Raw genomic sequence first — 25,025 nt, 5'->3', positions numbered from 1 at the left:
GAGACACGGTCCATGAGCCTCCAACTCTTCTTCGCCCCAGGCGCCTGCTCGTTCGTGCCACACGCCATGCTCGAACTGGCCTGCGTGCCGTTCGAGCCGATGATGGTCAAGCTGCACAAGGGCGAGCAGCGCAGCCCCGAGTACCTCGCGATGAACCCGCGCGGCCAGGTGCCGGTGCTGGTGGACGACGGCGAGGTGATCACGCAGATCGTGGCCATTCTGCTGCACCTGGACGCGAAGTTCCCGCAGGCCGGCATCCTGCCCGCTTCGGGCCTGGCGCGCACCCGCGCGCTGTCCACACTGGCCTGGATGAACAACACGGTGCACCCGACCTTCACCCACGTGTTCATGCCGCAGAAGTTCACCGACGACGAGGGGGCGCAGAAGATCATCCGTGCCTTTGCGGCGAACAGCTACAAGGGGTTGCTCGGCGAGATCGAGGCCATGGCCGCCAAGGCCTCGCCCTGGCTGTGCGGCGAGGCGCCATGTGCGCTGGACGCCTACGCGCTGACCCTGCTGCGCTGGGGTGGCTACGCCGGCATCGACCCGACCACGCTGCCCGCGACCTGGACCCTGGTCCAGCGGTTCGCCGCGCTGCCGGCGGTGGCCCGCGTCATCGAGCGCGAGCGCCTGCAACTCAACGTCTACCAGCCCGCCACTTGATCACTCGTCGGGTGAACGGCGCGCGGCGAAGCGGATCGAGACCCGCAGTCCGCGCCTCGGAGCGTCCGGGTGGGCGTCCTCCATCATCACCACGGCGCCATGCTGCTGGGCGATCTCGTGCACGATGGCCAGCCCCAGGCCTGAGCCATCGACGTTGGTGCCCAGGGCGCGGTAGAACGGCTGGAGCACCAGCTCGCGCTCGTTCTCCGGAATGCCCGGGCCGTTGTCCTCGACCTGCAGGATCTGTACGCCGCTGAAACGGTCGAACAGCACGCGTGCGGTCACCACGCCGCCGCGCCCGCTGTAGTTGATCGCGTTGTCGACCAGGTTGCGCGTCATCTCCTGCAGCAGCGTGGGGTTGCCGTCCATCAGGCAGATCTCGGGCATCTCGTCCGGGCCCTCGTAGCCCAGGTCGATGCCGTGTTCCAGCGCCCGGGGCACCGAGTCGCGCACCACGCCGGTGACCAGTTGCGCGAGGTCGATCTGCGCCGTGGGCAGCGTGCGACCGGTGGTTTCCGCGCGGGCCAGGGCCAGCAACTGGTTGACGGTGTGGGTGGCGCGCGTGCTGGAGTGCGCGATCTGCTGCAGCGAGCTGCGGATCTCCTGCGGGTTGGATTCGCGCTGTGCCAGCTCGGCCTGCATGCGCAGGCCGGCCAGTGGGGTCTTGAGCTGGTGCGCGGCGTCGGCCAGGAAACGCTTCTGGGTGGTGAGCGAGGCGGTCAGGCGTGTCAGCAGGTCGTTGATCGATGACACCAGCGGGGCCACCTCCTGCGGGATGAAGGACTCTTCGATTGGGCTGAGGTCGTCGGGCTTGCGGGCGCGGATCTTCTGCTCCAGGTCGGAGAGCGGGCGGATGCCGCGCACCAGCGCCAGCCACACCAGCAGCACCGCCAGCGGCAGGATCACGAACTGCGGCACCATCACGCCCTTGATGATTTCCGTGGCCAGCGTCGAGCGCTTGCCCTTGGTTTCGGCCACCTGCATCAGCACCAGCTGGCTGGGGTCGCTGTGCCGCGCCAGCCAGGTGTAGGCCACGCGGACCTCGTCGCCGCGCACCTCGTCGTCGCGCAACAGCACCCGCCCGGCGGCCGGCACGCTGGTGTCGGGTGGTGGCGGGAAATCGGCCTCGCCGCTGATCACGCCCTGCCGGGCATCCCGGAGCTGGTAGTACACCAGGTCGCTGTCATCCGCCTTGAGCAGGTCGCGCGCCTGCGGGGTCAGGTTGAAGCTGACCTTGTCGTCCTTGGTGACGACAAACTGTGTGAGTGCCTGAAGGTTGAACTCGAGCGCCCGGTCAAATGGTTTGGACGCAATGCTCTGGGCCACGAACCAGGTCAGTGCCAGCGACAGCGGCCACAGCAGCAGCAGCGGCGTGAGCATCCAGTCGAGGATCTCACCGAACAGGCTGCGCTGCTCGCGCTGGAACAGTCCGAAGGTGATCCGGTGGCTGTCCTGCTTGTGATCGGGCATGTCGGGGCAGGAGGGCGCTCAGGCGCTCAGATCTTTTCGAGGCAGTAGCCCAGCCCCCGTACGGTCGCGATGCGGATCGGGCCTTTCTCGATCTTCTTGCGCAGACGGTGGATGTAGACCTCGATGGCGTTGTTGCTTACCTCCTCGCCCCACTCGCACAGCCGCTCGACCAGCTGGTCCTTGCTGACCAGGCGGCCGGCGCGCTGCAGCAACACCTCCAGCAGGCCCAGCTCGCGTGCCGAGAGTTCGACCATCTTGCCGTCGATGGTGGCCACGCGGCCGGCCTGGTCGTACACCAGCGGGCCGTGCTTGATGGTGGAGCTGGCGCCGCCCATGCCACGGCGCGTGAGCGCGCGCACCCGGGCTTCGAGCTCCTGCAGCGAGAACGGCTTGGCCATGTAGTCGTCGGCGCCGTAGTCCAGGCCCTTGACCCGCTCATCGACGCTGTCGGCGGCGGTCAGGATCAGCACGGGCAGGGCCGAGCCGCGTGAACGCAGGCGCTTGAGCACCTCCAGGCCGTGCAGTTTGGGCAGGCCGAGATCGAGGATCAGCAAGTCGAACTCGTTGTTGGTCATCAGGGCCGCGTCGGCCTCGCTGCCATTGGCCACATGGTCGACCGCGGCACCTGCGGCCCGCAGACTGCGCAACAGACCGTCGGCCAGGACCTGGTCGTCTTCTGCAATCAGGATGCGCATGGGTGTCTCCTTACGGGTTCTGGGGTCATTGTAGGTGGCGCGCCTAGCGCGAAGCATACGCCTCCAGCCCCAGCGCGACCACGGTCGCCACCTCGGTGCCGACCTGCGCGCGGAACTCGGTTTCCGCCCGCGCCACGGCCAGCCGGAAGGCCTCCAGCCAGAGCAGGCCGGTCTCGGTGAAGACGATGCGCCGCGCACGCGCGTCCAGCGGATCGGGCTCGCGCCGCACCAGGTCCCAGGCCTCGCACTGCGCCACCAGATCGCCCATGGCCTGCTTGCTCATGCCTGCGGCGGCGGCCAGTTCGGTCAGGCGCGAACCCTTGAGGGCGAGGTGGCGCGTGATGTGGATGTGGGCGGCGCCGATCTGCTCGCGTGCGGCCAGGTTGGACAGGGCCAGGGGCACATTGGCGTCGTGCGCCATCAGGAACAGCACGCGCTCGTCAAAGCGGCGCAGCGCATGACCCATGACACGGCCCAGGTGGGTGGCCCGCCAGCGGTCGTCGGCGGTCGTGGAAGCGGGTGAGACAGGCATGTCAAATGGTAAGGCAAACTGACCATTTATTGGCTTGTGAGAAGTTTATGTGGCGATACACTCCTGTTCAGACATCCAGCCTGTACATAAATCCACAGACTGATGCAAGTACCCACTCACACACAGGAGCACCGCACATGGACAACGCCACCAATACCGAAAAAGCCAAGGCCCTGCAGGCCGCGCTGGCCCAGATCGAAAAGCAGTTCGGCAAGGGCACCATCATGCGCCTGGGCGAAGGCGAGGCCATCGAGGACATCCAGGTGGTCTCCACCGGTTCGCTGGGTCTGGACATTGCTTTGGGTGTCGGCGGCCTGCCCCGTGGCCGTGTCATCGAAATCTACGGCCCGGAATCCTCGGGCAAGACCACGCTGACCCTGCAGGTGATTGCCGAGATGCAGAAGCTCGGCGGCACCTGCGCCTTCGTCGATGCCGAACACGCGCTGGACATCCAGTACGCGCAGAAGCTGGGCGTGCATGTGCCCGACCTGCTGATCAGTCAGCCCGACACCGGCGAACAGGCGCTGGAGATCGTGGATTCACTGGTGCGCTCCGGTGCGGTCGATCTGGTCATCATCGACTCGGTGGCGGCGCTCACGCCCAAGGCCGAAATCGAGGGCGAGATGGGCGACAGCCTGCCCGGCCTGCAGGCCCGCCTCATGAGCCAGGCCCTGCGCAAGCTCACTGCCACCATCAAGAAGACCAACTGCACGGTCATCTTCATCAATCAGATCCGCATGAAGATCGGCGTGATGTTCGGTTCGCCCGAAACCACCACCGGTGGCAACGCGCTCAAGTTCTACGCCTCCGTCCGCCTGGACATCCGCCGCACCGGCACCATCAAGAAAGGCGAGGACGCGATCGGCAACGAAACCAAGGTGAAGGTGGTGAAGAACAAGGTCTCGCCACCGTTCAAGACGGCCGAATTCGACATCCTGTTCGGCGAAGGCATCAGCCGCGAAGGCGAAATCCTTGATCTGGGCGTGCTGCACCGGGTGGTCGAGAAGTCCGGTGCCTGGTATGCCTACAACGGCGAGAAGATCGGCCAGGGTCGTGACAACGCGCGCGAGTTCCTCAAGGAGAACCCCGAGCTGCGCGTGGAGATCGAGAACAAGGTGCGCACCGAGCTGGGGGTGCCCCTGCTGCCGGTTGATGCGGGAGCCGAAGAAGCTGCCCCGGCCGTTGCCAAGGGCAAGAAGGCCAAGGCCACCGAAGCCGAGGCCGCTGAATAAGTCCTGCGGTGGGGGTCGACAAGATCTCGCTCAAGGGCCGAGCGCTGCGGCTGCTGGCCGGCCGCGAACACTCGCGCGCCGAGCTGGAGAAGAAGCTGGCACCCCACGAGCAGGAGCCTGGTGAAGTGCAGCGCGCCCTGGACGAGCTGCAGGCCAAGGGCTTCATCAGCGAACAGCGGGTGGTCGAGTCGGTGATCCACCGGCGGTCCGCCCGGCTGGGCGCAGGTCGCGTGAAGCAGGAACTGCAGGCCAAGGGCGTCAGTGCCGAGGCGGTTGCCGAGGCGGTGGACCGGCTTCGGGGCACCGAGACCGAGCGGGCCCGCGAGGTCTGGCGCAAGAAATTCGGCGAGCCCGCGGCGGACGCGGCGGGTCGTGCCAAGCAGATGCGGTTCCTCGCATCGCGCGGCTTTGGCGCCGAGGCGATCCGTCGTGTGGTCCGCGGTGCGGACGACGATTGATACGGCGGGCGTTACAGCCCCAGCATGAGCTGCAGGTTCTGCACGGCCGCGCCACTGGCGCCTTTGCCGAGGTTGTCCAGGCGCGCGATGACGACGGCGTGGCGGTGCGTCTCGTTGGCGAACACGCGCAATTCGAGTTGGTTGGTGTCGTTCAGTGCGGTGGCGTCCAGCTTGCCGTCGCTGGTCGCGGGCAATACGCTGACCCAGCCGCCTTGCGCCGCGCTGGCCGCATAGTGCGCCACCAGCGCGTCGTGCAGATCGCTGGCCTTGGGCTGACCGGGCAGGTCGTCCAGATGCAGGGGCAGCTGCACCAGCATGCCCTGGCGGAAGTTGCCGACCGCAGGAATGAAGATGGGGCGCCGGTTCAGGCCGGTGTAGCGCAGGATCTCGGGAATGTGCTTGTGCGACAGGCCCAGCGCGTAGGCCTCGTGCAGCGGTGCGGTGCCGGCCTCGTAGGCCTCGATCATGGTGCGGCCACCGCCCGAGTAACCGCTGACCGAGGGCAGCGACACCGGAAAGTCTCTGGGCAACAGGTCTGCATCGATGAGGGGGCGCAGGATCGCGATGGCTCCTGTGGCGTAGCACCCGGGGTTGGCGACGCGGTCCGCCTTCTGCACGGCCTCGCGTTGACCCGCGCTCAGTTCGGGGAAGCCGTAGATCCAGCCATCGTGACAGCGGTGTGCGGTGGAGGCGTCGATGATGCGGGGTTTGCGGCCCGGCAGGCTGTCGACCATGGCGACCGACTCGATGGCCGCATCGTCGTGCAGGCACAGGATCACCAGGTCGGCTTCTGCCATGAGGGCCTTCTTGGCCTCGGGGTCCTTGCGCCGTTCGGGCGCAATGCTCAACATTTCGATGACGGGCATCTGTTGCAGACGCTCGCGTATCTGCAGGCCGGTGGTCCCGGCCTCGCCGTCGATGAAGATTCTGGTCATGGCGGCTCCTGTTGGTGTCAGTCAGGGTTCAGCGACGGGCTCGATAATTATGCATTATGTAAGCCAGCGCTTATATATTGGTGCGTCGCAACATGATACAGTCGTCGGTTGCCGTGTCCACGAGCCCGCGCACCGGCTGTGCCCTTTGGCCGGATCGAACAACCCCAGTCCGAGAGAAACCTCATGAAGATTCACGAGTACCAAGGCAAGGAAATCTTGCGTCAGTTTGGTGTGCCGGTCCCCCGCGGCATTCCCGCGTTCACGGTGCAGGAAGCCGTCGAAGCCGCGCAGAAACTCGGTGGCCCGGTCTGGGTGGTCAAGGCCCAGATCCACGCCGGTGGCCGTGGCAAGGGCGGTGGTGTGAAGGTGGCCAAGAGCATTGACGACGTCAAGGCCCGCGCCACGGATATTCTGGGCATGCAACTGGTCACGCACCAGACCGGTCCAGAAGGCCAGAAGGTCCGCCGCCTCTACATCGAAGACGGCGCCGACATCAAGAACGAACTGTACGTGTCGCTGGTCACCGACCGCGCCACGCAGAAGGTGGCCCTGATCGCGTCGAGCGAAGGCGGCATGGACATCGAGGAAGTGGCCCACTCCACGCCCGAGAAGATCATCACCGAGATGATCGATCCGCTGACCGGCATCACCGAAGCGCAGTCGCGCAAGGTGGCGACCGCCATCGGCCTGACAGGCGGCTCCGTGGACCAGGCGGTGGATCTGTTCGCCAAGATCTACAAGTGCTATATGGACACCGACGCATCGCTGGTGGAAATCAACCCGCTGAACTGCGACTCCAAGGGCAACCTGATGGCCCTGGACGCGAAGTTCAACTTCGACGCCAACGCCCTGTTCCGCCATCCCGAAATCGTGGCCTTCCGCGATCTGGACGAGGAAGATCCGGCCGAAATCGAGGCTTCCAAGTTTGACCTGGCCTACATCAGCCTGGACGGCAACATCGGTTGCCTGGTCAACGGTGCTGGCCTGGCCATGGCCACCATGGACACCATCAAGCTGTTCGGCGGCGAGCCGGCCAACTTCCTGGACGTGGGCGGCGGCGCCACCCCCGAGAAGGTCACCGAAGCCTTCAAGATCATGCTCAAGAACCCCAAAGTCAAGGGCATCCTGGTCAACATCTTCGGCGGCATCATGAAGTGCGACACCATCGCCACCGGCGTGATCACCGCCTGCAAGGCCGTGAACCTGAGCGTGCCGCTGGTCGTGCGCATGAAGGGCACGAACGAAGAGCTGGGCAAGAAGATGCTGGCCGAGTCCGGCCTGCCCATCATCGCTGCAGACACCATGGCCGAAGCAGCGACCAAGATCGTTGCTGCCGTCAAGTAAGCCCGGAGAACACACATGTCGATCTACATCAACAAAGACACCAAGGTCATCACCCAGGGCATCACGGGCAAGACTGGCCAGTTCCACACCGAGAAGTGCCAAGAATACGCGAACGGCAAGAACTGCTTTGTCGCTGGCGTGAACCCCAAGAAGGCTGGCGAGTCGATCTTCAACATCCCTATCTACGCCTCCGTGAAGGAAGCAGCCCAGCAGACCGGCGCGACCGTGTCGGTGATCTACGTGCCTCCAGCAGGCGCTGCAGATGCGATCTGGGAAGCCGTGGAAGCCGACCTGGATCTGGCCATCTGCATCACCGAGGGCATTCCCGTCAAGGACATGCTGATGGTGCGCAACAAGATGAAGGCGAAGGAAGCTGCCGGCGGCAAGAAGACCCTGCTGCTGGGCCCCAATTGCCCTGGCCTGATCACCCCAGACGAGATCAAGATCGGCATCATGCCCGGCCACATCCACCGCAAGGGCCGCATCGGCGTGGTGTCACGTTCGGGCACGCTCACGTACGAAGCCGTGGCCATGCTGACCGAAGTCGGCCTCGGCCAGTCGAGCGCCGTGGGCATTGGTGGCGACCCCATCAACGGCCTGAAGCACATCGACGTGATGAAGGCTTTCAACGACGATCCAGACACCGACGCGGTGATCATGATTGGCGAAATCGGCGGCCCGGACGAAGCCGAAGCGGCCCAGTGGTGCAAGGCCAACATGAAGAAGCCCGTGGTGGGCTTCATCGCTGGCGTGACGGCCCCTCCCGGCAAGCGCATGGGCCACGCCGGCGCGCTGATCTCTGGCGGTGCCGACACAGCCGACGCCAAGCTGGCCATCATGGAAGAGTGTGGTTTCGTGATCACGCGCAACCCGTCCGAGCTGGGCAAGCTGCTCAAGGCACAGCTGTAATCAGCGTCAACAACGAGAGAAAAGGCCACGCATTCGTGGCCTTTTTTTGTTCCGTTGGCGGTCGATGGTTCAAAGTCTGGCATCCGGGTTTGAAGCCGAGAAAAGACAGGTGACTGTCTTCAAAGCGTGACAAATGTCTCAGCGAGCAACGGCCGCGGAATCTGATTCAAGCTATAAAACCGGTCTACATGATCTTCGAGTATTACAGCCAGACAGATCCCGGCCTGATTCGTGAAAACAACGAAGACTCGGTCGCGCTTGATCCTGCCAATCAGGTGGTCGTTCTGGCTGATGGCATGGGTGGGTACAACGCTGGTGAGGTGGCCAGTGCCATGGCCACGGGCTTCATTCACAACGAACTGGGGCGCTGGATGACCGAGGGCGGTCACGAGGCGCATGCGCGCGAGCTCAAGCGGGCCATGGAGATCTGCGTCGACAACGCCAACCGGTCGATCTTCAATGCGGCCAATTCCAATCCGCTGTATGCGGGGATGGGCACCACGCTGGTCATGGGGGTGTTCCAGGGCGCCCGGGTCATGATTGGGCACGTGGGCGATTCGCGTTGCTACCGCCTGCGGGGCGGGACCCTTCAGCAGATCACCAGAGACCATTCGCTGCTGCAGGAGCAGATCGATGCCGGGCTGATCTCGGTGGAGCAGGCGCAATTTGCCACCCACAAGAATCTGGTGACGAGGGCGCTGGGTGTTGAAGACACCGTGCTGCTTGAAGTCAACGAGTTCCGGGTCGAGGACGGCGACATCTACCTGTTCTGTTCCGACGGTCTGAGCGACATGGTGCCCGACGAGCGCATCGCAGAGATCCTGCTGGAGGAGGCTGGGCTCGAGGCCTCGGGTCGCAGCCTGGTCGACTGCGCCAATGGCAACGGGGGTCGCGATAATATTTCGGTGATACTGGCCCAGGCCCGCGCCAAACCGGTCAAGAGGGGCCTGTTGTCGCGTATGCTGGGGCAGCCGTAAACAATTGGCATTAGTTATTAGGTTCCAGAGGAGTCGGCCATGCCGAAAATGATCGTTTCCATCGACGGCGTCGTCATCAAGGAAGTGCAGCTCACCAAGGATCGCACGACGCTGGGCCGTCGGCCCTACAACGACATCGTGATCGACAACCTGGCGGTCAGCGGCGAGCATGCCGTCATGCAGATGTCGGGTGCAGATGTGTTCCTGGAAGATCTCAATAGCACCAACGGAACGTACGTCAACGGCAAGGCGATCAAGAAGCAGCAGTTGCAGAACGGCGATACCGTCGAGATCGGCAAGTACAAGATCAAGTTCTTCCACGAAGGGGCTTCCGATCAGCAGGAAAAAACGACAGTGATCAATTCGGGTGCGGTGGTGGCATCCGAGCCTTCGACGGTGGGTGAAGCCTCCATCCGGGTTATGTCGGGGGCGGCGGCTGGCCGCGAGGTGCCGCTGGTCAAGGTGGTGACCACGATCGGCAAGCCCGGTGTTGCCGTGGCGGCCATCACTCGCCGTCCGCATGGCTTCGTTGTGGCGCTGGTGGAGGGGGCGGTCAAGCCCACGGTGAACGGCAAGGCGCTGACCACCGAGGCCGTGAACCTCCAGAACGGCGACATGATCGAACTGGCCGGCACCCAGATGCAGTTCGTCCAGGCCTGACGTTCTGTCTGCGGGAGTCGCCGCCTAGGCGGCCCGCTTGTCATGAAACGCCTCATGCGGGCCTTGAGCAGACATGGCCGGCGCGTGGCCGTTTCCCTGTTGCCGCTTCTGCTGGGTGTGCTGCACGTCCTGGGTCTGCTGCCTCTGGACAGTCTGCAGCGGCTCGACGACCAGATCTACGATGCGCGCCTGCGCTGGACCATGCCGGCGACCCTGGACGAGCGCGTGGTGATCGTGGACATCGATGAGCAGAGCCTGGCCGAGGTGGGGCGCTGGCCCTGGCCCAGGAACCGCGTGGCGGACTTGGTGGATGCGCTGTTTGATCGCCACCAGATCGCCTTGCTCGGCATGGACACGGTGTTTGCCGAGCCGGACGGAAGTTCCGGTTTGCCCCAACTGGAGCGACTGGCTCGCGAAGACCTGAAAGATCTTCCAGAGTTTTCATCAGCGCTCACACGCCTGCGTCAGGGGCTGGACCACGACCGGCGACTGGCAGATACCCTGCGCGGACGGCCGGTGGTGATGGGCTTCTACTTCAGCAACGAATCCGGCGGGCGGACATCCGGGACTTTGCCAGAGCCCGTGCTCAGGCGCGCCGGCCTGCAGGGCCGCACTCTGCAGGCCACGCAGTGGACGGGCTACGGAGCCAACCTGCCGGGTCTGGCGTCTGCTGCGCCTCTGGCGGGGTTCTTCAATGCCGTGCCCGGTGACGACGGAATGGTGCGCTCCCTCCCCCTGCTGGCCGAGCACGGCGGGTCGTACTACGAATCCTTGTCCCTCGCCATGTTCCGGAGGATCACCGGCATGCCGACGGTCGAGCCGCGTTATCCGCCGCAGCCCGCAGTGGGTGATCGCTACGACTGGCCCCGCAGCATCGCTCTGCGCAAGAACGGCGGAACGCTGGAGATCCCGGTGGACGAACGAGTGGCGGTGCTGGTGCCTTTCCGCGGACCCGGTGGCCCGCAGGGCGGCTCGTTCCGCTATGTCTCGGCGTCTGATGTGCTGGCCAATCGGGTGGCGTCCGACTTGCTGAAGGGCCGCATCGTGCTTCTGGGCACCACCGCGCCTGGGCTGCTGGACCTGCGCGCCACCCCGGTGGGCGAGGCCTATCCAGGCGTCGAAACCCATGCCAACGTGCTGACCGCGCTGATGGATGGTCGCCTGGTCGCCCGGCCCGACTACGCCGCCGGTTACGAACTGGTCGTGCTGCTGCTGGCCGGCCTGGTGCTGGCGTTCGGACTGCCCGTGGTGGGCGCCACCGGCGCCGTGGCCCTGAGTCTGGCCGTGTTCGCGGCCGTGGTGGGGCTCAACACCTGGCTGTATCTGGCCCACGGGCTGGCGCTGCCCATGGCCAGCACCCTGGTGATGGCAGGGCTCACCTTCGTGATCAACATGAGCTACGGCTACCTGGTGGAAAGCCGGGCCAAACGGGAGCTGGCCCAGTTGTTCGGCACCTACGTGCCGCCCGAGCTGGTGGACGAGATGGTCAAGGATCCGGACAGCTACAGCATGGAAGCCAGTACGCGGGAACTGACCGTGCTGTTCTGCGACATGCGCGGTTTCACGGCCATTGCCGAGTCCATGCCGCCCACCGGGCTGCAGGCGCTGCTCAACACCGTGTTCAGCCGACTCACGCGGGTGATCCGACAGCACCGAGGCACCATCGACAAATACATGGGCGATTGCGTGATGGCCTTCTGGGGAGCCCCTGTCGAAACCCGAGGGCACGCCGCACTGGCCGTGCAGACGGCGCTGGACATGGCCGCCGAGATCGGGACCATCAACCGCGAACGCCAGGCCGCACACCTGCCCGCCATTGGCGTGGGCATCGGGCTGAACACCGGCGACATGTGTGTGGGCGACATGGGATCGGACGTACGGCGCAGTTACACCGTGGTCGGCGACGCCGTGAACCTTGGCGCCCGGCTGGAGGGGCTGACCCGTGTGTACGGCGTCGACGTGGTGGCCAGCGGGTCCACGCGCCAGCAGGCGCCGGACTTCGTCTGGCAGGAGCTGGACCGGGTGCGGGTCAAGGGCAAGGCGCAGGCCGTGGACATCCATACGCCCCTGTGCGCCGGCGACCAGATGACGCCGGAACTTTCAGACGAGTTGAAAGAATGGGAGCAGGCACTGCAGGCTTGGCGCCAGCAGAACTGGGACCGCTGCCTTGCTCATTTGGAGAAGCTGCAGCGGAAGAATGCCAAAAAAGTCCTTTACCGGCTCTACGCCGAACGGGTAGTCTCCATGCGGGTCGAGCCTCCGCCCCCGGACTGGGACGGCTCCACCGCGTTCGACACCAAATAATCCGCCCGAACGGGCCACCAACTCCTGGAACATTGATGAGGGTACGCGTACTGGGCTGCTCGGGCGCCATATCGCAAGGCTGCCGGACGACCTCTTTCCTGCTCGACGACGATGTGCTCATCGACGCCGGGACGGGGGTGGGCGACCTCAGCCTCGACGAAATGGCCCGGGTCGACCATGTGCTGCTCACCCATTCCCACCTCGACCATGTGGCCAGCCTGCCCCTGATGCTCGATGCCGTCGCCGCGCGGCGGCTGGCGGCGGGCGCCGCGCCGCTGGTGGTACACGCCCTGCCGGGCACCATCTCCGCGCTGCGGGTGCACATCTTCAACAACCTGATCTGGCCCGATTTTTCGACCATCCCCAGCGCAGAGACGCCGCTGATGCGCTTTGTGTCCATCACCGTGGGCGAACTGCTGCGCGTGGGGGGCAAACGCATCGAGGTGCTGCCGGCGGTGCACACCGTCCCGGCCGTGGGCTATGCGGTCGACAGCCCCAGCGGCCACTGGGTGTTCAGCGGCGACACCGAGCGCAACCCAGCGTTCTGGCAGCGCGTCAACCGGATTGATGTGGCCATGCTGATCATCGAGACCGCGTTCAGCGACCGCGAACGCGAACTGGCCCAGCGCAGCCTGCATCTGGCGCCCAGTTCGCTGGCCGACGAACTGGACCAGATCGACCGCAGCCGACGCTTCCCGATCTACATCACCCATACCAAGCCGGCGGAAACCGGGCTGATCATGGAAGAGATCCGCCGCTTCGACGACGCACCCAACCGCCCGAACGACGTGCGCCACGACATCCGCTGGCTCAGCGCGGGGCAGACCTTCGAACTCTGACAATTTTTGTCCCACGAATGGGGGGTGACAAAAATTGTCAGTGACCGCCGGCGACAGAGGACACAAATCGTCACTTACAGCGGGCGAGGCGTGAAAAAGCATGCGAAAAGCAGGGCAAATCGGGCTGGCACGCTCTGTGCGTCGAAGTCCCTGTCCTCAACCCACAACCCCCTTCAAGGAGTTTTCAATGAAGCGTTCCCTGCAAAAAGGTTTCACCCTGATCGAACTGATGATCGTGGTGGCCATCATCGGTATCCTGGCTGCGGTGGCGCTGCCGGCGTATCAGGACTACACGATCCGCGCCCGCGTGACGGAAGGTCTGTCGGTGGCAGCCGATGCAAAAACGCAGATCGGCACCAGCGCTACGACGGCGACCGAGCTGGCGGCACTGGCTGCTTCGTGGAACGCCCAAGGTGGCAGCACCGGTGCGACCAGCAAGTACGTGTCCAGCGTGCTGATGGATGACGCCACGGGTGAGATCACGGTGACCTACAACCGCGCCAACGTGGGTACCATCCCTGACAACGCGACGCTCAATCTGAAGCCTTTCATGTCCGTCGGCAGCACCTTTGTTGCACTCGATACCGCACTGGCCGCTGCGTACTCCGGTGAGACCGGTGCCATCGATTGGGCTTGCGCTTCGGTCGCCAATACCGTGGCAACGGCTCGTGGTATGGATGCTGGCCTCACGGCGGGCACTCTGCCGGCCAAGTTCGCGCCCAGCGAGTGCCGCTGATAGAAGCGCTATAGATCTCAGGTTGACTGATTTCAAAGGGGCACTGCGGTGCCCCTTTTTTGTGCCAGTTCCTGATGAATTAAGTTGATGTTGCGCCTGTCTATTGCACGAGAGCGCCGATGAGACTGATGAATTGCTTGCGAATGGAGTGAATATATCTTTGAAGAGTTTTGAGCTCTTGGCATGCAACCTGCTTGTTTTTGGAATCGCAAAAACACATTCTATGGGGTGCAAATGAGTTCCAAATACCATCGAGGGTTCACGCTGATTGAGTTGATGATCGTGGTTGCGATCATTGGCATCCTGGCGGCTGTTGCACTGCCAGCATACCAGGACTACACAATCCGTTCACGCATTGTTGAAGGGCTCTCACTGGCCTCGGATGCAAAGCAGGCGGTGGCCACTGCCGCATTGACACAGACTGAGCTGGCGGCTGTGGCTGGCTCATACAATGAGGCCAACGGTAGCAATGGGCTTGTGAGCAAATACGTGAGTGGTGTTCAGATTGATGCGATAACCGGCGAAATATCGATCACTTTCAATCGTGAAAACGTCGGAACCATTCCTGATGATTCGATGATGAGGCTCAAGCCATTTGTATCCGTGGGCAGCAATTTTGTGGCGCTGGACACCGCGCTGTCTTCAACCTATTCAGGCGAGACCGGCCCCGTGGACTGGGCCTGCGCATCTTCTGCAAACAATGTGGCTACGGCCAGGGGAATGACCATCGGTATTCCCGCCAATGCGCTGCCCTCCCGGTTTGCGCCTACCGAATGTCGATGACGCCTGCGTCGTTGTGGCGCAGTTTCAGGGAGGTGTTGGGCTCGCGTAGGATTGGTGGACTGGATTTGTTGCAGCGCATTTGTGCGAATGACTGACTCACGTTTTCTCACCACATTGAGCACCAGAGCCAAGGCGGCAGGGGTGCATCTGCTGTTGTCTGCATCCGTGGCCTCGGTGTTGGCTGTGCTCGTCTTCGGCTTCTGGTATCCGGCTGACTACCGTATGCTGGCGGGGGGTACAGACCTCTTCCTGATTGTCATGATGGTGGATGTCGTGCTCGGGCCACTTCTGACATTTGTCGTATTTGACCGCTCAAAAGGCTGGCCTCATCTCAGGCGGGATCTTGCGGTCATTGCGCTCCTTCAGGTACTGGCCCTGTCGTATGGGCTTCACGCGGTCTATCTGGGGCGGCCAGTGGCGCTTGCGTTCGAATTCGACCGCTTTCGCGTGGTTTCTTTTGCCGAGGTGGTGGAAGAAGAACTACCTCAGGCTCTGCCCATGTTTCGGCGTCTGCCCATGAATGGGCCCATGCTGCTTGCGGTGCGAAAGTCGCGCACACCGCAAGAGCGCTCCGATGCTTTGAATGCTGCGATTCTCCAGGGAATCGACAACAGTCAGCGCCCGAAGTTCTGGGTTCCGTACGACGAACAAGCTCGAGCCGCAGCGGTGTCTGCCGGACGGACACTGGACGTTCTGGTGTCCAGATATCCAGCGGCCAAGGCCGCTGCTGAGCAACTGTCTGCATCGACTGATGCTCACGAAGAACGAAGCGGTTTGCGCTTTCTGCCTGTTCGTGCCAAACACGATGCGGTGGCCGTTTTGCGTCGAGATGGAGAAATCGTCGGCATCCTGCCATTTGATGGGTTTTTTTGATGAACCGGCAATCTCCGCTGTTGAACCGTTCCCCTTGGTACAAGACAGGCTGGCTCAGGATCGTGCTGGCGGTCATCGCTCTCGTCTTGTTGAACGGGATTTTCCAATATGTGGCACTCCGTTTCGGATACAAGCGCTATTTTCTCGGCTTTGAGTTGCTGGTGGCCGTTGTCTTTTTTGCGCTGGGGTACCGGTGGTCTGGACTGCTTCTGTTTTTGTCTGGTTTGGTGTTGGAAATAGTTCTTGGGCTGACCGGATTGTTTCATTTCATGAATGTCCGGGAGGCGCTGGACATGGCGGAGTTTGCGCTTCTTGCGCGCCCTGAAGATATATTTTGGTTTGTCGCTTCGCTTGTATTGGTGGTGGGGTGTTTCTGGGTGGCGGGTACGTTACTTTCGGGCGTTCGCTTCAGTCGAATGGCGTTGATTGGCGGCGTGTTTGTTGTCGGATTGACCTACGGGCAGTGGTCAATTTCCGAAGAGCGGGGTGAATTTTTCACGCCGGTTCTTGCCAGTCAGGACGCTTTGTTATTTGGAAGCGCCTCCTTTCTGCTGAAGAATACGCTGGATCTGAATCGAGTCAAGCAGGCGGTCGATGGCAATCCTGACATTGAATACCACAAGATTCGACATCCTTCGGCGGCAGATGGAATCATGGGGGAATCACCAGATTCCCGGAGAATTCTCTTCGTGATCAGCGAGGCATGGGGCTTGCCAAGGGATCCGAACATTCTGGAGAAGCAGATTCTCTCCTTGCGCAACAGTGCTCATGTGCAGGGCCTGGAACTGAACAGCGTGTATGCAAGAGGAGCGACGGCTGCAGGCGAGTTGCGCGAGTTATGTGGCCTGATACCCAGCCGGATGAATTTCGGAAAAATGACATCCGAATTGGTTGGGGAGTGCCTTCCCAAGAAATTGAAGACCCTTGGGTATCGAACGGTCGCGGTTCATGGGGCTGACAGTGGCATGTACCGAAGAAGCCGGTGGTATCCCATACTTGGATTTGAACAGATGTTCTTCAAGGACGACATGCCTGCGTCTGAATCACACTGTTATTCGTTTCCCGGATATTGCGATCGCAACATTTTTCCGGTGGTGCGGGATCAACTGAAAAATGACCAGGTGTTTGTATATTGGTTGACCCTCAATACCCATGTTCCCTACGATCGGCGCGATATATCGCAGTATCGTGAGGAGCTTTGCAGTGTATTCACTGGCGAAAGCTCCAATGAGATGCTTTGCAACTATCAGAACCTGCATGCCCAATTTTTTGACGGGCTGGCCAATCTCATCAAGGATGACGCGTTGCGAGGTGTGGAGGTTGTGGTGGTTGGGGATCACGCGCCAATATTTCTTGATGGCGAGACGCGTGAGCGCTTCGAACGTGAGCGGGTTCCCGTGCTGCATTTCAAAGTGAAGTGATGGGGTCGCCCAGCGCGCGCGCGCAATACGCCAACGCCCCTGGTGTGAGGGGCCTGCTTGCACTGGCGGCCTATCTTCTTCTGGGCCTGCTCTTTCAGTGGACTTCACTGCATTTCGGCTTCAAGCGCTACCTGTTGAATGCTGAAATGTTGATGGCCATGCTGCTGTTTGTGGCGGGGTGGCGGTGGTTGGGTGTTTTGGTCTTTTTTGCGGCGGTCTGCTTGGAGTTGACCCTTGGCGCTACCTCCGTTTTTCGCTTGATCGAGGTTGCTCAAGTGGGAGACATGGCCGGGTACCTTCTGGAAGCCAAGGGGACCTACCTTGTGATGCTCGCTGCGCTGGCGGTGATCGCCGCTGCAGGCTTCTGGGTCGCGGCGGGAAGCTTGAAGGGGGTTCGTTGGCGATGGCTTTGGCTTTTTGCGTCGGGGCTATTGCTGACTCAGTGGCAGCTGTCATTTGCTGGTGCCACTTTTTTTTCACCGCCATTCGCCGAGCGAGACCGGCTGCTGTTCGGCAGTTCTGCTCATTTCGTCCACCAGGTGCTTGAGGAAAACCGCAGGCGGCATGTGCACATTGGCGCCGACGCCGAGGATGCTGAGTACCTTCCGGTCGCACAGCCATCGGCAGCCAGCTTGATGCTGGGCGAGCAACCCAGATCGCCGCGTATCCTGTTCATCATTGCCGAATCCTGGGGGAGGCCTCATCAGCCAGCTGTGCTTGAGCAGCAGATTTCGGCATTGCGCAGCAGTGCGCATGTGCACGACTTGCAGGTGGGAAGCATCAACGCCGTCGGAACGACGGCGGCGGGGGAGTTGCGTGAGCTTTGCGGACGTATCCCGACGCGCCTGAACTTTCAGCGGATGACGCCAGAGGCCATAGGTGAATGCCTGCCAGCCAAGCTCGCCAAGCAGGGTTACAAGACAGTGGCTCTGCATGCGGCCTTCGGCGCCATGTACCGCCGAGTGAACTGGTACCCGGTCATCGGCTTCGATGACCTCGTGTTCAGGGAGAACCTTCCATTTGAGGGAACACAGTGCTATTCGTTTCCAGGTTACTGCGACCGTCATCTTCTGGATGTGGTGCGCAAGAAGCTGGGCCATGAGAAGGTTTTTCTCTACTGGCTAAGCTTGAATTCGCACATACCGTACGACCGACGCGACGTAGAGAACTACCGCGAAGCGGTGTGTCACAAGGCGTTCGGAGACGCATACAGCGACCAGCTATGTGGATACCAGAACCTGCATGTGCAGTTCTTCGAGGGCCTGGCCAAGCTGGCCGAAGAAGAATCCCTCAAGGGAGTGGAGGTGGTCGTCGTGGGGGACCATGCGCCCATTTTTAACGACTCAGCGTCTCGTGTCAGGTTCAAGCAGGAACAGGTGCCGATGCTTCGTTTCGTAGTGCAGTGAGGGCTTCGGTCCTGTTCGGACACCGGAGGTACCCGCAAGCCGCACATTCTTGTCGGACACCGATGCAGAAGGGCTGCGACGTGCAAGCGATATTGGGCCGTTCTGTCGGGCCGCCTTGGCGTTACTGCTTCCTCAAGTGAAGATCGAATCGTCTGGCCTCTGACAGATCGGCGACAGTGTCCACTTCCCGAAGGTTCAGCTCTGAGCAGGGGATTGGCAACTGCTGCTCCAGTCGGTTGAAGACGTAGCGAACCTCTCCGTCAAGGGCGTCTGCCGGACCTGAAAACACGTTGGCCCACTCCAGCGGCGTTGCCTGCGTGCGGGTGAAACCTGTCACCAGCATTTCCTCTCCAGGCTGGGTTCTTGTGGTCACGTATACCGCGTTCTCGCTGCTGGAGGGCGTGACACCGATCAGCAGCGGATGGGACGTGGCTTCGGAGACAAAGGCCTGGAGCGATTCGGGTTCAATCAGCAGGTCTCCATCGAGGTACAGCACCTTCCCCTGGCAACCACGCGCGCCCAGTGCCATGCTCTGCGCCGTGTTGGTGGTTCGAAACTGGGGGTTCCGGACCAGCACCACATCTCGGTGCCTCCTCGCAACGAGGTCCGCGATCATCTCCTCGCGATAGCCGACCACCACATGGATTCGCCGCACCAAGGGGGTCAGCGTGTCGATGAGCTTGCTCAGCAGTGTGCTTCCGCCAATTTCCAGCATGCATTTGGGGATGCCGTATCCCAGTCGGGAGCCAAGACCGGCGGCGGCGATCACAGCGAAGTCAACAGGCTGCATAGGGTTTTTCCATCATGAATCACGTAGTCGGCAGCGCCAATGGCGGCCGCGGTCGGGCTGTGCGTTCCACCGTAGGCGATGGCCACGTCGGCCGCGCGCAGCATGGGGACATCGTTGGAGCCGTCACCCACGGCAATGATCCGGGAGTGGCCCAGCGTCCGAAGATGGTCGACGGCATCGCCCTTGTTGAGGATGTTGTCGAGGCGCACCTGACCATCCACCAGGCTGGCCGAAGAGAAGTAGCCTGTGCAACCGAGCGACTCCACCACAGGGCGGGTCCAGAGATCCAGGTTGCCTGTCACGACAAAGCATGAGTCCGACCGCTCGCGAATGAATGCGAGAAGTGCCTCGTCCATGGGTATGTCGGCGATGATGGAGTGCACCCTGTCTGCAGGGACGCGGCCCAGGATCGCAACCCGCAGCGCAAGCGACTCCTCAAAAGTGATCAGGCCTTCCATCGTGATGCGTGTCAGCGTCGCGATTTCCTGGGAGATGCCCAGCTCGGAGGCAATGCAGGGAAGGATCTCCGTTCGGGTGAGCGTTCCGTCTAGGTCAAAGCAGAAGGCCGTGCTCATGAGGCGCGCTCCACCACAAACCATCGCTGCCGGGTCTCTGCCCGGTTGTTCAGTGCCTGGTCACTGTAGACATCGCCACTGTCCGTGAGTTGGCAACCCTGGACTCCCATCGCCTGGGCCACGAAGGCGCGCAGTTCGCTGTCTGTACGGTAAATCGCGTGGTAGTCCTGCTCCAGCTCTTCGGAAAAATGGTCCTTGATGGTCAGCCGCTGACCCTGGGCCACCGGCTCCCGAAAAACCGCTTTCCCGCCGGGTGCCAAAGCGTCAGCGACGCAGCGCAGGGCGCGCAAGAGCTCGTCGTCGTTCAGATAGATCAGCACCCCTGCGCACAGCACGCGATCAAAGGGAAGACTCTCCCCGAGCGACGCCAGCGAAAAATCATCCACCGATGCGACGGAAAACCGGCAAGTGCTCTGCGCACCGTATCGGGACTTCGCGTAGGCCACCAGATCAGCGCTGAAATCCAGGCCGTGGTATGCATGGCACTGACCCAGCAGGCTGCTGGCCCAGCGGCCAGTGCCACAGCCGACATCCAGCACCCGTTGGGTACCGTCCAGCAGCAGCAAGGGCAGCAGGCAGACTTTCTCTGCCTCGTCGCGGCGTTCCGCCAGGTCCGCATGCTTGTCCTGATAGATGACAGCCCTCACTGGCCCGACACGCTCGATGCGGCGGGCCCGCTCGGCGAAGAAGTCACCCACTTTCGAGCGGTCGATCCGGGGAGGATCGCTGCTCTGGTCGTCGGAAAAGATGCGGCTCATGATTCTTCGTGGTGAATGTTGTGCGACTCAGGGAGCGGAGCTGCTCCATCCCTCGCGGTTGAAGGGGTCCTTGCCTGTGAGCATCAGCTGTTTCCTGATGACAAAGGCATCAGGCCTCTGAAGGCTGAACTGCCAGGGGACCAGCGACACGGGAAACGGGTCGTCGCGTCCATCGGTCGCGATCGGCTTGTTGTCCATATATGGGTTGATACATCCACCAATGGACCTGCACAAGATGATCGGCACCTCAGCGTTGGGCATGAACGTCTCGGACACTTTCATTGCACCCTTGGCGCCCGCGTCCTTGACCATCACGAGGGGCCGGACGCTGACATAGGTGTTGTCGGTGGCCCCTCCTGCAACCGCTCGGCTGGAGCTGTCCTGCACCGATCCCACAATGCCGTGGTCCGACGCGATGACGATGGTTGTCTGGTCGTAGACACCGACCTCTTTCAGATGATCCAGATATTGGGCAACCAGTCGCAGTGCGCATCGGGCGGTGTTGGCGTGCTGGAGGGAGAACAGGCTCTTGTGGCCTAGCTTCTGGAGTTCTTCGGTGGACACATGCAGCTGGGTGGTCTTTGGAAGACAGTCGAGACCCATGTAGTAGGGTTCGTGGGGCAGGATGTTGGTGACCATGTTGAAGGCCGGTGCCGCGTCATCGACCGAGGTCAGCTCTTTCAGAGAATCGAGCTCGGCCCACTCGCGGAACGTGGTGCCTGACGAGTGGTCAAGAAAGGGTTGCCACGGCCCCCTGGCGTAGATCGCCTCCTTCATGGCATAGGGCGCGACGCGCATGGCACCCAGCAGCGATAACAGACTGGCGTAGTTCGCCTCCGCGAGCGCATGGACCGGAAAGCCCATCTGCTGGGCTTTCTGTCGCGATACACCTGCGGGGATGTGCGAACAGAACACGCTTTCCCAGTTCAGAAAACTGCAGTCCCCCATCATGGTGAAACCCAGTCCCCGGGGGTTGACCACGTTCGTGCGGTATCCCTTCTGAGCGAAGTTGCGAGGGAGGATGGAAAAGGCCTCGACCGACAAGTCCTTCAGCGATCGGCCTCGTGCGTTCATTTCGACGGGAAGGTAGTCGTAGCCACCCAACAGGGGATGGACACCTGCGATCGAATTCTCTCCGGCCGAGACGCTGCGTGGGTACCAGGTGAACCCACTCAAGCGGTCTGCGAGCTGAGGTTCGTCTCTCAGGGCCGATTCCACGTGAGAGCCCATGAAGCGGTCGAGAAAGATGAACAGCGTGTTCGGCTGTGTTCGGGAGAACACCATGGGTCTGGAGTGCGTTGGTGTTTCGTTGATGTTCCCGGCCAGACCCACCTGATCGCGGGACGCACTGAAGCCGACGGCCAGGGCAATGGAAACGTTGGCCATCATGACCGCGCCTAGAACCGCTCGAGAGCCGAACCGCAGCCAGCAGTACCGCAGCGCGAACGCGACCGCGAGCACGACCACCAGATCCATGGCGCTTCTGAGCAAGATGTCCTGCAGCGGGCGCGCAAGCTGCTCGAACGCCAGCCCGGTCAGCATGGGGTATCCGAAAGGCAGCACGAAGGCGTACATCCAGCCGAGGAAGAAGGCGCCAGTGGCCACCACTGCCATGGCGGCGCGCAGTCCTGGGACTGTGGCCAGCAGGTAAATGAATGCCGCGCTGTACACGATCACCATCACGTCGCGCACATTCACCTTGAGCAACCGATCCATGTGGATGCCCAGCTCTCCCGGTGAAGTCAAAAAGGTGGTGATGGGAATGGCGACCAGAACCAGCAGTGCGATGCCAAATATGGACAACAGGAACAGCGCAAGCCGGTATCGGCCCACGAAGACCGCCAGCGCGCTGTGGGACGGTTTGTCCGCCACATACCAGCCCAGGACCGTGGCCAGTCCTGACGCGACAATCGTCCCGACGGAACACTCGTGCCAAAGGGACAGGGTTGCCACGAGAAACAGCAAACTCACCTGGATAGAGAACACGACACCCGCGTGCTTGCCAGAACCTGTCCGTTTCAGCAGAGCCGTCGCTGTGACGACGATGATGAACCCGACAACAAAGACAACCAGAGCTTCCATCGGATGTACTGTTCAGCGGCGCAGAGCGGCCATGTTGCGGACCAAGGACCAGAGGTTGTTGATGGTCCAGTACAGCACGAGGCCCGAGGGGCTCGCATACAGCAGGACCAGAAAGACCAGGGCCAGTGCAATGCCCTGCCCGCGTTGCCCTTTGTCTTTCACGTAGTAGGTCACCGACAGCACATTGATGGCCGTCATCAGCAAGGGCAGGAGATGCAGGCCACCGAGAAGGCCGTCGGGCTGGCCCAGGTCGCTGATCTGGCCGAATGCGTGACCGTCCAGCAACTGGGAGCCGGAGAGGAACTGGAACACGGTCGCAAACACCAGAATCTGCAGCAGCAGTTCGTTGGAGGAGAGCAGGGCGTGAATGGGGTGGTGCCCAAACTGCCGGTGGACGGCACGGATGTAGAAGTAGCGCTCGCGACCCCGGAAGTTCGCTTTCATGCGCGCAACCTCCTTGTTCATCGCGGCGAGCTTTTCCCGTCCAGCCTTTGCACGAGCCTCCATCTGCCGGTAGGCCGGTGCCAGCAGCAGGTTCAGCAGAAGAGCAAAAACGATGATCCTCGGGCCGGAATCGAGCCCGGGGACCGCATCAAAAAGCCACCGGTAGATCACCATCAGTGGCTGCAGGAAAAGGATGTCGAGGATCTCGAACATCACGCATGGACCTCGCGTGTGCCGATCGATGCGCCGGTCTTTTCGACGGCGTAGAGTTCTGCAAGCTGGCGTGCTGCCACATCGCCCGCTTGCCCGAAGTTGTAGACCAGCTGGCTGCGCACCTTCTCCAGTGTTTCGACAGAGTGCGAACGCAGCACCTTCTCCAGGTGATCCGTGATGTGGTCGATCTCCGTGGGTTGCACAGGGACGATGAAGTCGCGGCACAGTTGCTTGAGTTCGCTGTCGCCTCCCAGCAGCTCGCCTTCCAGTCCTCCTGTCTTCATCTGACGATCAATGACGACCACAGGGCGCTCGTAAATGAACGCGAATTCGTGCGCGATGCCAGAGATGTCGCTCAGAAGAATGTGGGCCCTTGACAGTGCCGATACGGGTGTTCTGTCAGTGCTGACCTCGACGCCCTCCAGTCCGAGAATCTCGCTGTAGAGCTCTGGTTGGGACACCCGCATCTGGGGGTGGGGGCGAACGATCACACGGAAGCGCCCTGCAATGGTTTTCACAAAGCCGGTTCCAAACGCCTCGAACATGCTCAACGGGCCCCAGCTCGGGGCGATCAGCACGACGGGCTCGCCTTCCAGAGGAGGGGCTTGCCGTGCAGCCTTGGTCATTTCGTCGTAATGCGGAATGCCGGTTTCCAGCAGGTTTTTCGGGCGAGCCTGACGGATCGACTCGATGCGCCGAATGTTGGCTTTCACAATGGGGCCGCAACACAGCACCGAATCGAAGTGATCGTAGGCATACGGGCGCACGAACCGGGACTCTCCCAGCGCGTGTTGCACGATGGCGTAGTGCCGGACGCGCCGAGAGCGGCGGAAGGTCATTACATCCAGCTGTGGTGTCGTCGTCACCAGGAGGGTGGCCTCAATGTTGTTGAGGTAGGCGTAGCCCATCATTCCCTCGGGAATGGCGCGATGCACCGTTCGGTTGGGAAGGGTCTCGAAGGAGTTGTCCCTGGGATACATCGTGAAGAAGGTCACCTCGATGCCTTGTGCATCCAGTGCACGGACGATCGGGATGAATGTGATTTCATAGCGAGGGTCCTCGCAGTGAATCGCGATCTCACACCGTTGATCCCGGTGACGCACGCGAAAGAACCAGTCGATCGCCCGGTAGTAAATGCCACGCACTGCGAAGTAGACAGAAACCACCAGTCCCGTGACCACGTAGAAGAGCGCACTGCCCGTGCCGGGGTCGATGTAGGCGGCAGCCGGAGACGAGTACAAGACCAAGGCCACCGCAGCCAACAGGGGGTGCGAGCGGGGTGGTCGCCAGAATGAAGGCTGGTGCATGACAGTTCTGCAGACGAACGTGTTCAGGCGGACTGGGCCAGCGTGCGGCACAGGTTCATTGGCTGTTGGCCGGTTCCGCCACAAAACTCCCACTCTTCCCGCCATGCTTCTCCATCAGCCGTACCCCGCTGATGGTCATGCCGCGGTCCACGGCCTTGCACATGTCGTAGATCGTCAGCAGCGCCACGCTGGCGGCGGACAGGGCCTCCATTTCCACCCCGGTCTGGCCGGTGCATTCTGCGGTCGCGCGGCATCGCACGCTGCTTGAAGCCTCGTCCACCTCGAACTCCACCGCCACGCGGGTGAGTGCGATCGGGTGGCACAGGGGGATCAGGTCGCTGGTCTTCTTGGCGCCCTGGATGCCCGCGATGCGGGCGATGCCCAGCACGTCGCCCTTCTTGGCGCTGCCGCTGCGGATGAGCGCCAGCGTGGCGGGCAGCATGGTGATGCGGCCCTCCGCGATGGCCACCCGGTGGGTGCTGGCCTTGGCCGACACGTCGACCATGTGGGCCTGGCCCTGGGCGTCGAAGTGGGTGAGCGGGCTGGGCGGCTGGGTGGATGTGTCGGACATGGTGGCTGGTCTTTGCGCGGTCTTTACAGAAACCTCTGGGGCTTGGCG

The 25,025-nt window shown here is 62.2% G+C and carries 25 protein-coding genes; 14 read left to right on the top strand and 11 right to left on the bottom strand.

Features of this window, described 5'->3' with window-relative positions:
- The first annotated feature begins 12 nt into the window (after positions 1 to 12).
- On the top strand, positions 13 to 663 hold the full coding sequence (locus HPS01S_RS18370) for a glutathione S-transferase family protein (RefSeq protein WP_066159424.1): 651 nt from the start codon (positions 13 to 15) through the stop codon (positions 661 to 663).
- Here HPS01S_RS18370 and HPS01S_RS18365 read toward each other — a convergent pair whose 3' ends face one another.
- From HPS01S_RS18365 to HPS01S_RS18355, 3 genes are read right to left on the bottom strand one after another with little or no spacing between them, the layout of a single operon-like run.
- Complete coding sequence (locus HPS01S_RS18365) at positions 664 to 2,133, bottom strand: sensor histidine kinase (RefSeq protein ID WP_066159421.1); 1,470 nt, start codon at positions 2,131 to 2,133, stop codon at positions 664 to 666.
- 26 nt (positions 2,134 to 2,159) lie between these two features.
- The gene (locus HPS01S_RS18360; RefSeq protein WP_066159418.1) at positions 2,160 to 2,828 is read right to left on the bottom strand and encodes a response regulator; all 669 of its coding nucleotides are present in this window, start codon (positions 2,826 to 2,828) and stop codon (positions 2,160 to 2,162) included.
- A gap of 43 nt (positions 2,829 to 2,871) precedes the next feature.
- The gene (locus HPS01S_RS18355; RefSeq protein ID WP_066159416.1) at positions 2,872 to 3,360 is read right to left on the bottom strand and encodes a MarR family winged helix-turn-helix transcriptional regulator; all 489 of its coding nucleotides are present in this window, start codon (positions 3,358 to 3,360) and stop codon (positions 2,872 to 2,874) included.
- A 137-nt stretch (positions 3,361 to 3,497) separates the two neighbouring features.
- On the opposite strand from HPS01S_RS18355, the gene recA reads away from it, so the two are divergent.
- Positions 3,498 to 4,592 (top strand): recombinase RecA, encoded by a 1,095-nt coding sequence (recA, locus tag HPS01S_RS18350; RefSeq protein WP_066159414.1) that lies wholly within the window; start codon positions 3,498 to 3,500, stop codon positions 4,590 to 4,592.
- Between the two features lie 8 nt (positions 4,593 to 4,600).
- The gene (recX, locus tag HPS01S_RS18345) at positions 4,601 to 5,050 is read left to right on the top strand and encodes a recombination regulator RecX (RefSeq protein ID WP_066159411.1); all 450 of its coding nucleotides are present in this window, start codon (positions 4,601 to 4,603) and stop codon (positions 5,048 to 5,050) included.
- Between the two features lie 11 nt (positions 5,051 to 5,061).
- Here the strand turns inward: recX and argC are convergent, their stop codons facing one another.
- Entirely contained in the window at positions 5,062 to 5,985 is a 924-nt protein-coding gene (gene argC / locus HPS01S_RS18340; RefSeq protein ID WP_066159407.1) for an N-acetyl-gamma-glutamyl-phosphate reductase, read from the bottom strand.
- Positions 5,986 to 6,168: 183 nt separating this feature from the next.
- On the opposite strand from argC, the gene sucC reads away from it, so the two are divergent.
- From sucC to HPS01S_RS18290, 11 genes are all read left to right on the top strand, one after another.
- The gene (gene sucC / locus HPS01S_RS18335; protein ID WP_066159404.1) at positions 6,169 to 7,329 is read left to right on the top strand and encodes an ADP-forming succinate--CoA ligase subunit beta; all 1,161 of its coding nucleotides are present in this window, start codon (positions 6,169 to 6,171) and stop codon (positions 7,327 to 7,329) included.
- Between the two features lie 15 nt (positions 7,330 to 7,344).
- Positions 7,345 to 8,238, top strand: coding sequence for a succinate--CoA ligase subunit alpha (gene sucD, locus HPS01S_RS18330; protein ID WP_066159401.1), 894 nt, complete (start codon positions 7,345 to 7,347; stop codon positions 8,236 to 8,238).
- 188 nt (positions 8,239 to 8,426) lie between these two features.
- Entirely contained in the window at positions 8,427 to 9,215 is a 789-nt protein-coding gene (locus tag HPS01S_RS18325; RefSeq protein WP_066159398.1) for a Stp1/IreP family PP2C-type Ser/Thr phosphatase, read from the top strand.
- 39 nt (positions 9,216 to 9,254) lie between these two features.
- The gene (locus HPS01S_RS18320; RefSeq protein WP_066159395.1) at positions 9,255 to 9,875 is read left to right on the top strand and encodes an FHA domain-containing protein; all 621 of its coding nucleotides are present in this window, start codon (positions 9,255 to 9,257) and stop codon (positions 9,873 to 9,875) included.
- A 42-nt stretch (positions 9,876 to 9,917) separates the two neighbouring features.
- Positions 9,918 to 12,179 carry a CHASE2 domain-containing protein gene (locus HPS01S_RS18315; RefSeq protein WP_255284248.1) on the top strand — a complete coding sequence of 754 codons (2,262 nt, stop codon included), beginning with the start codon at positions 9,918 to 9,920 and terminating at the stop codon, positions 12,177 to 12,179.
- A 35-nt stretch (positions 12,180 to 12,214) separates the two neighbouring features.
- Entirely contained in the window at positions 12,215 to 13,018 is an 804-nt protein-coding gene (locus HPS01S_RS18310) for an MBL fold metallo-hydrolase (protein WP_066159391.1), read from the top strand.
- 187 nt (positions 13,019 to 13,205) lie between these two features.
- On the top strand, positions 13,206 to 13,754 hold the full coding sequence (locus HPS01S_RS18305; RefSeq protein WP_066159389.1) for a pilin: 549 nt from the start codon (positions 13,206 to 13,208) through the stop codon (positions 13,752 to 13,754).
- Between the two features lie 234 nt (positions 13,755 to 13,988).
- On the top strand, positions 13,989 to 14,537 hold the full coding sequence (locus HPS01S_RS22380; RefSeq protein ID WP_084397511.1) for a pilin: 549 nt from the start codon (positions 13,989 to 13,991) through the stop codon (positions 14,535 to 14,537).
- An 87-nt stretch (positions 14,538 to 14,624) separates the two neighbouring features.
- Entirely contained in the window at positions 14,625 to 15,410 is a 786-nt protein-coding gene (gene tfpZ, locus HPS01S_RS18300; RefSeq protein WP_066159386.1) for a TfpX/TfpZ family type IV pilin accessory protein, read from the top strand.
- A complete protein-coding gene (locus HPS01S_RS18295; protein ID WP_157576444.1) occupies positions 15,410 to 16,831 on the top strand; it encodes a sulfatase-like hydrolase/transferase in 1,422 nt (473 codons plus the stop codon). Before tfpZ ends, HPS01S_RS18295 begins: the two co-directional genes overlap by 1 nt.
- Positions 16,831 to 18,237 carry a sulfatase-like hydrolase/transferase gene (locus HPS01S_RS18290; RefSeq protein WP_066159380.1) on the top strand — a complete coding sequence of 469 codons (1,407 nt, stop codon included), beginning with the start codon at positions 16,831 to 16,833 and terminating at the stop codon, positions 18,235 to 18,237. The genes HPS01S_RS18295 and HPS01S_RS18290 overlap by 1 nt, the downstream gene beginning before the upstream one ends.
- Positions 18,238 to 18,358: 121 nt before the next feature.
- Here the strand turns inward: HPS01S_RS18290 and HPS01S_RS18285 are convergent, their stop codons facing one another.
- From HPS01S_RS18285 to moaC, 7 genes are read right to left on the bottom strand one after another with little or no spacing between them, the layout of a single operon-like run.
- The gene (locus HPS01S_RS18285; RefSeq protein WP_218016610.1) at positions 18,359 to 19,027 is read right to left on the bottom strand and encodes an NTP transferase domain-containing protein; all 669 of its coding nucleotides are present in this window, start codon (positions 19,025 to 19,027) and stop codon (positions 18,359 to 18,361) included.
- The gene (locus HPS01S_RS18280; protein WP_066159374.1) at positions 19,003 to 19,602 is read right to left on the bottom strand and encodes an HAD family hydrolase; all 600 of its coding nucleotides are present in this window, start codon (positions 19,600 to 19,602) and stop codon (positions 19,003 to 19,005) included. The genes HPS01S_RS18285 and HPS01S_RS18280 overlap by 25 nt, the downstream gene beginning before the upstream one ends.
- Entirely contained in the window at positions 19,599 to 20,360 is a 762-nt protein-coding gene (locus tag HPS01S_RS18275; protein WP_066159371.1) for a class I SAM-dependent methyltransferase, read from the bottom strand. Before HPS01S_RS18275 ends, HPS01S_RS18280 begins: the two co-directional genes overlap by 4 nt.
- A 27-nt stretch (positions 20,361 to 20,387) precedes the next feature.
- Positions 20,388 to 22,442 carry an alkaline phosphatase family protein gene (locus HPS01S_RS18270; RefSeq protein WP_066159368.1) on the bottom strand — a complete coding sequence of 685 codons (2,055 nt, stop codon included), beginning with the start codon at positions 22,440 to 22,442 and terminating at the stop codon, positions 20,388 to 20,390.
- Positions 22,443 to 22,454: 12 nt separating this feature from the next.
- Positions 22,455 to 23,099 (bottom strand): YidC/Oxa1 family membrane protein insertase, encoded by a 645-nt coding sequence (locus tag HPS01S_RS18265; protein WP_066159364.1) that lies wholly within the window; start codon positions 23,097 to 23,099, stop codon positions 22,455 to 22,457.
- The gene (locus HPS01S_RS18260; protein ID WP_157576441.1) at positions 23,099 to 24,406 is read right to left on the bottom strand and encodes a CDP-glycerol glycerophosphotransferase family protein; all 1,308 of its coding nucleotides are present in this window, start codon (positions 24,404 to 24,406) and stop codon (positions 23,099 to 23,101) included. Before HPS01S_RS18260 ends, HPS01S_RS18265 begins: the two co-directional genes overlap by 1 nt.
- Before the next feature lie 55 nt (positions 24,407 to 24,461).
- Positions 24,462 to 24,977, bottom strand: a complete 516-nt coding sequence (moaC, locus tag HPS01S_RS18255) for a cyclic pyranopterin monophosphate synthase MoaC (protein WP_066159359.1) — start codon at positions 24,975 to 24,977, stop codon at positions 24,462 to 24,464.
- Positions 24,978 to 25,025 lie beyond the last annotated feature (48 nt).

The organism is Hydrogenophaga pseudoflava NBRC 102511, assembly GCF_001592285.1.
In the GTDB taxonomy this organism is placed as follows: domain Bacteria; phylum Pseudomonadota; class Gammaproteobacteria; order Burkholderiales; family Burkholderiaceae_C; genus Hydrogenophaga; species Hydrogenophaga pseudoflava.
The sequence above is the reverse complement of the archived record's forward strand: the minus strand, read 5'-3'. Positions and strand labels throughout refer to the sequence as shown.

Excerpts from the sequence above, each read along its gene's own strand:
- HPS01S_RS18370 (WP_066159424.1), top strand. The coding sequence starts at position 13 with ATGAGCCTCCAACTCTTCTTCGCCCCAGGCGCCTGCTCGTTCGTGCCA.
- HPS01S_RS18365 (WP_066159421.1), bottom strand. The coding sequence starts at position 2,133 with ATGCCCGATCACAAGCAGGACAGCCACCGGATCACCTTCGGACTGTTC.
- HPS01S_RS18360 (WP_066159418.1), bottom strand. The coding sequence starts at position 2,828 with ATGCGCATCCTGATTGCAGAAGACGACCAGGTCCTGGCCGACGGTCTG.
- HPS01S_RS18355 (WP_066159416.1), bottom strand. The coding sequence starts at position 3,360 with ATGCCTGTCTCACCCGCTTCCACGACCGCCGACGACCGCTGGCGGGCC.
- recA (WP_066159414.1), top strand. The coding sequence starts at position 3,498 with ATGGACAACGCCACCAATACCGAAAAAGCCAAGGCCCTGCAGGCCGCG.
- argC (WP_066159407.1), bottom strand. The coding sequence starts at position 5,985 with ATGACCAGAATCTTCATCGACGGCGAGGCCGGGACCACCGGCCTGCAG.
- sucC (WP_066159404.1), top strand. The coding sequence starts at position 6,169 with ATGAAGATTCACGAGTACCAAGGCAAGGAAATCTTGCGTCAGTTTGGT.
- sucD (WP_066159401.1), top strand. The coding sequence starts at position 7,345 with ATGTCGATCTACATCAACAAAGACACCAAGGTCATCACCCAGGGCATC.
- HPS01S_RS18325 (WP_066159398.1), top strand. The coding sequence starts at position 8,427 with ATGATCTTCGAGTATTACAGCCAGACAGATCCCGGCCTGATTCGTGAA.
- HPS01S_RS18320 (WP_066159395.1), top strand. The coding sequence starts at position 9,255 with ATGCCGAAAATGATCGTTTCCATCGACGGCGTCGTCATCAAGGAAGTG.
- HPS01S_RS18315 (WP_255284248.1), top strand. The coding sequence starts at position 9,918 with ATGAAACGCCTCATGCGGGCCTTGAGCAGACATGGCCGGCGCGTGGCC.
- HPS01S_RS18310 (WP_066159391.1), top strand. The coding sequence starts at position 12,215 with ATGAGGGTACGCGTACTGGGCTGCTCGGGCGCCATATCGCAAGGCTGC.
- HPS01S_RS18305 (WP_066159389.1), top strand. The coding sequence starts at position 13,206 with ATGAAGCGTTCCCTGCAAAAAGGTTTCACCCTGATCGAACTGATGATC.
- HPS01S_RS22380 (WP_084397511.1), top strand. The coding sequence starts at position 13,989 with ATGAGTTCCAAATACCATCGAGGGTTCACGCTGATTGAGTTGATGATC.
- tfpZ (WP_066159386.1), top strand. The coding sequence starts at position 14,625 with ATGACTGACTCACGTTTTCTCACCACATTGAGCACCAGAGCCAAGGCG.
- HPS01S_RS18295 (WP_157576444.1), top strand. The coding sequence starts at position 15,410 with ATGAACCGGCAATCTCCGCTGTTGAACCGTTCCCCTTGGTACAAGACA.
- HPS01S_RS18290 (WP_066159380.1), top strand. The coding sequence starts at position 16,831 with ATGGGGTCGCCCAGCGCGCGCGCGCAATACGCCAACGCCCCTGGTGTG.
- HPS01S_RS18285 (WP_218016610.1), bottom strand. The coding sequence starts at position 19,027 with ATGCAGCCTGTTGACTTCGCTGTGATCGCCGCCGCCGGTCTTGGCTCC.
- HPS01S_RS18280 (WP_066159374.1), bottom strand. The coding sequence starts at position 19,602 with ATGAGCACGGCCTTCTGCTTTGACCTAGACGGAACGCTCACCCGAACG.
- HPS01S_RS18275 (WP_066159371.1), bottom strand. The coding sequence starts at position 20,360 with ATGAGCCGCATCTTTTCCGACGACCAGAGCAGCGATCCTCCCCGGATC.
- HPS01S_RS18270 (WP_066159368.1), bottom strand. The coding sequence starts at position 22,442 with ATGGAAGCTCTGGTTGTCTTTGTTGTCGGGTTCATCATCGTCGTCACA.
- HPS01S_RS18265 (WP_066159364.1), bottom strand. The coding sequence starts at position 23,099 with ATGTTCGAGATCCTCGACATCCTTTTCCTGCAGCCACTGATGGTGATC.
- HPS01S_RS18260 (WP_157576441.1), bottom strand. The coding sequence starts at position 24,406 with ATGCACCAGCCTTCATTCTGGCGACCACCCCGCTCGCACCCCCTGTTG.
- moaC (WP_066159359.1), bottom strand. The coding sequence starts at position 24,977 with ATGTCCGACACATCCACCCAGCCGCCCAGCCCGCTCACCCACTTCGAC.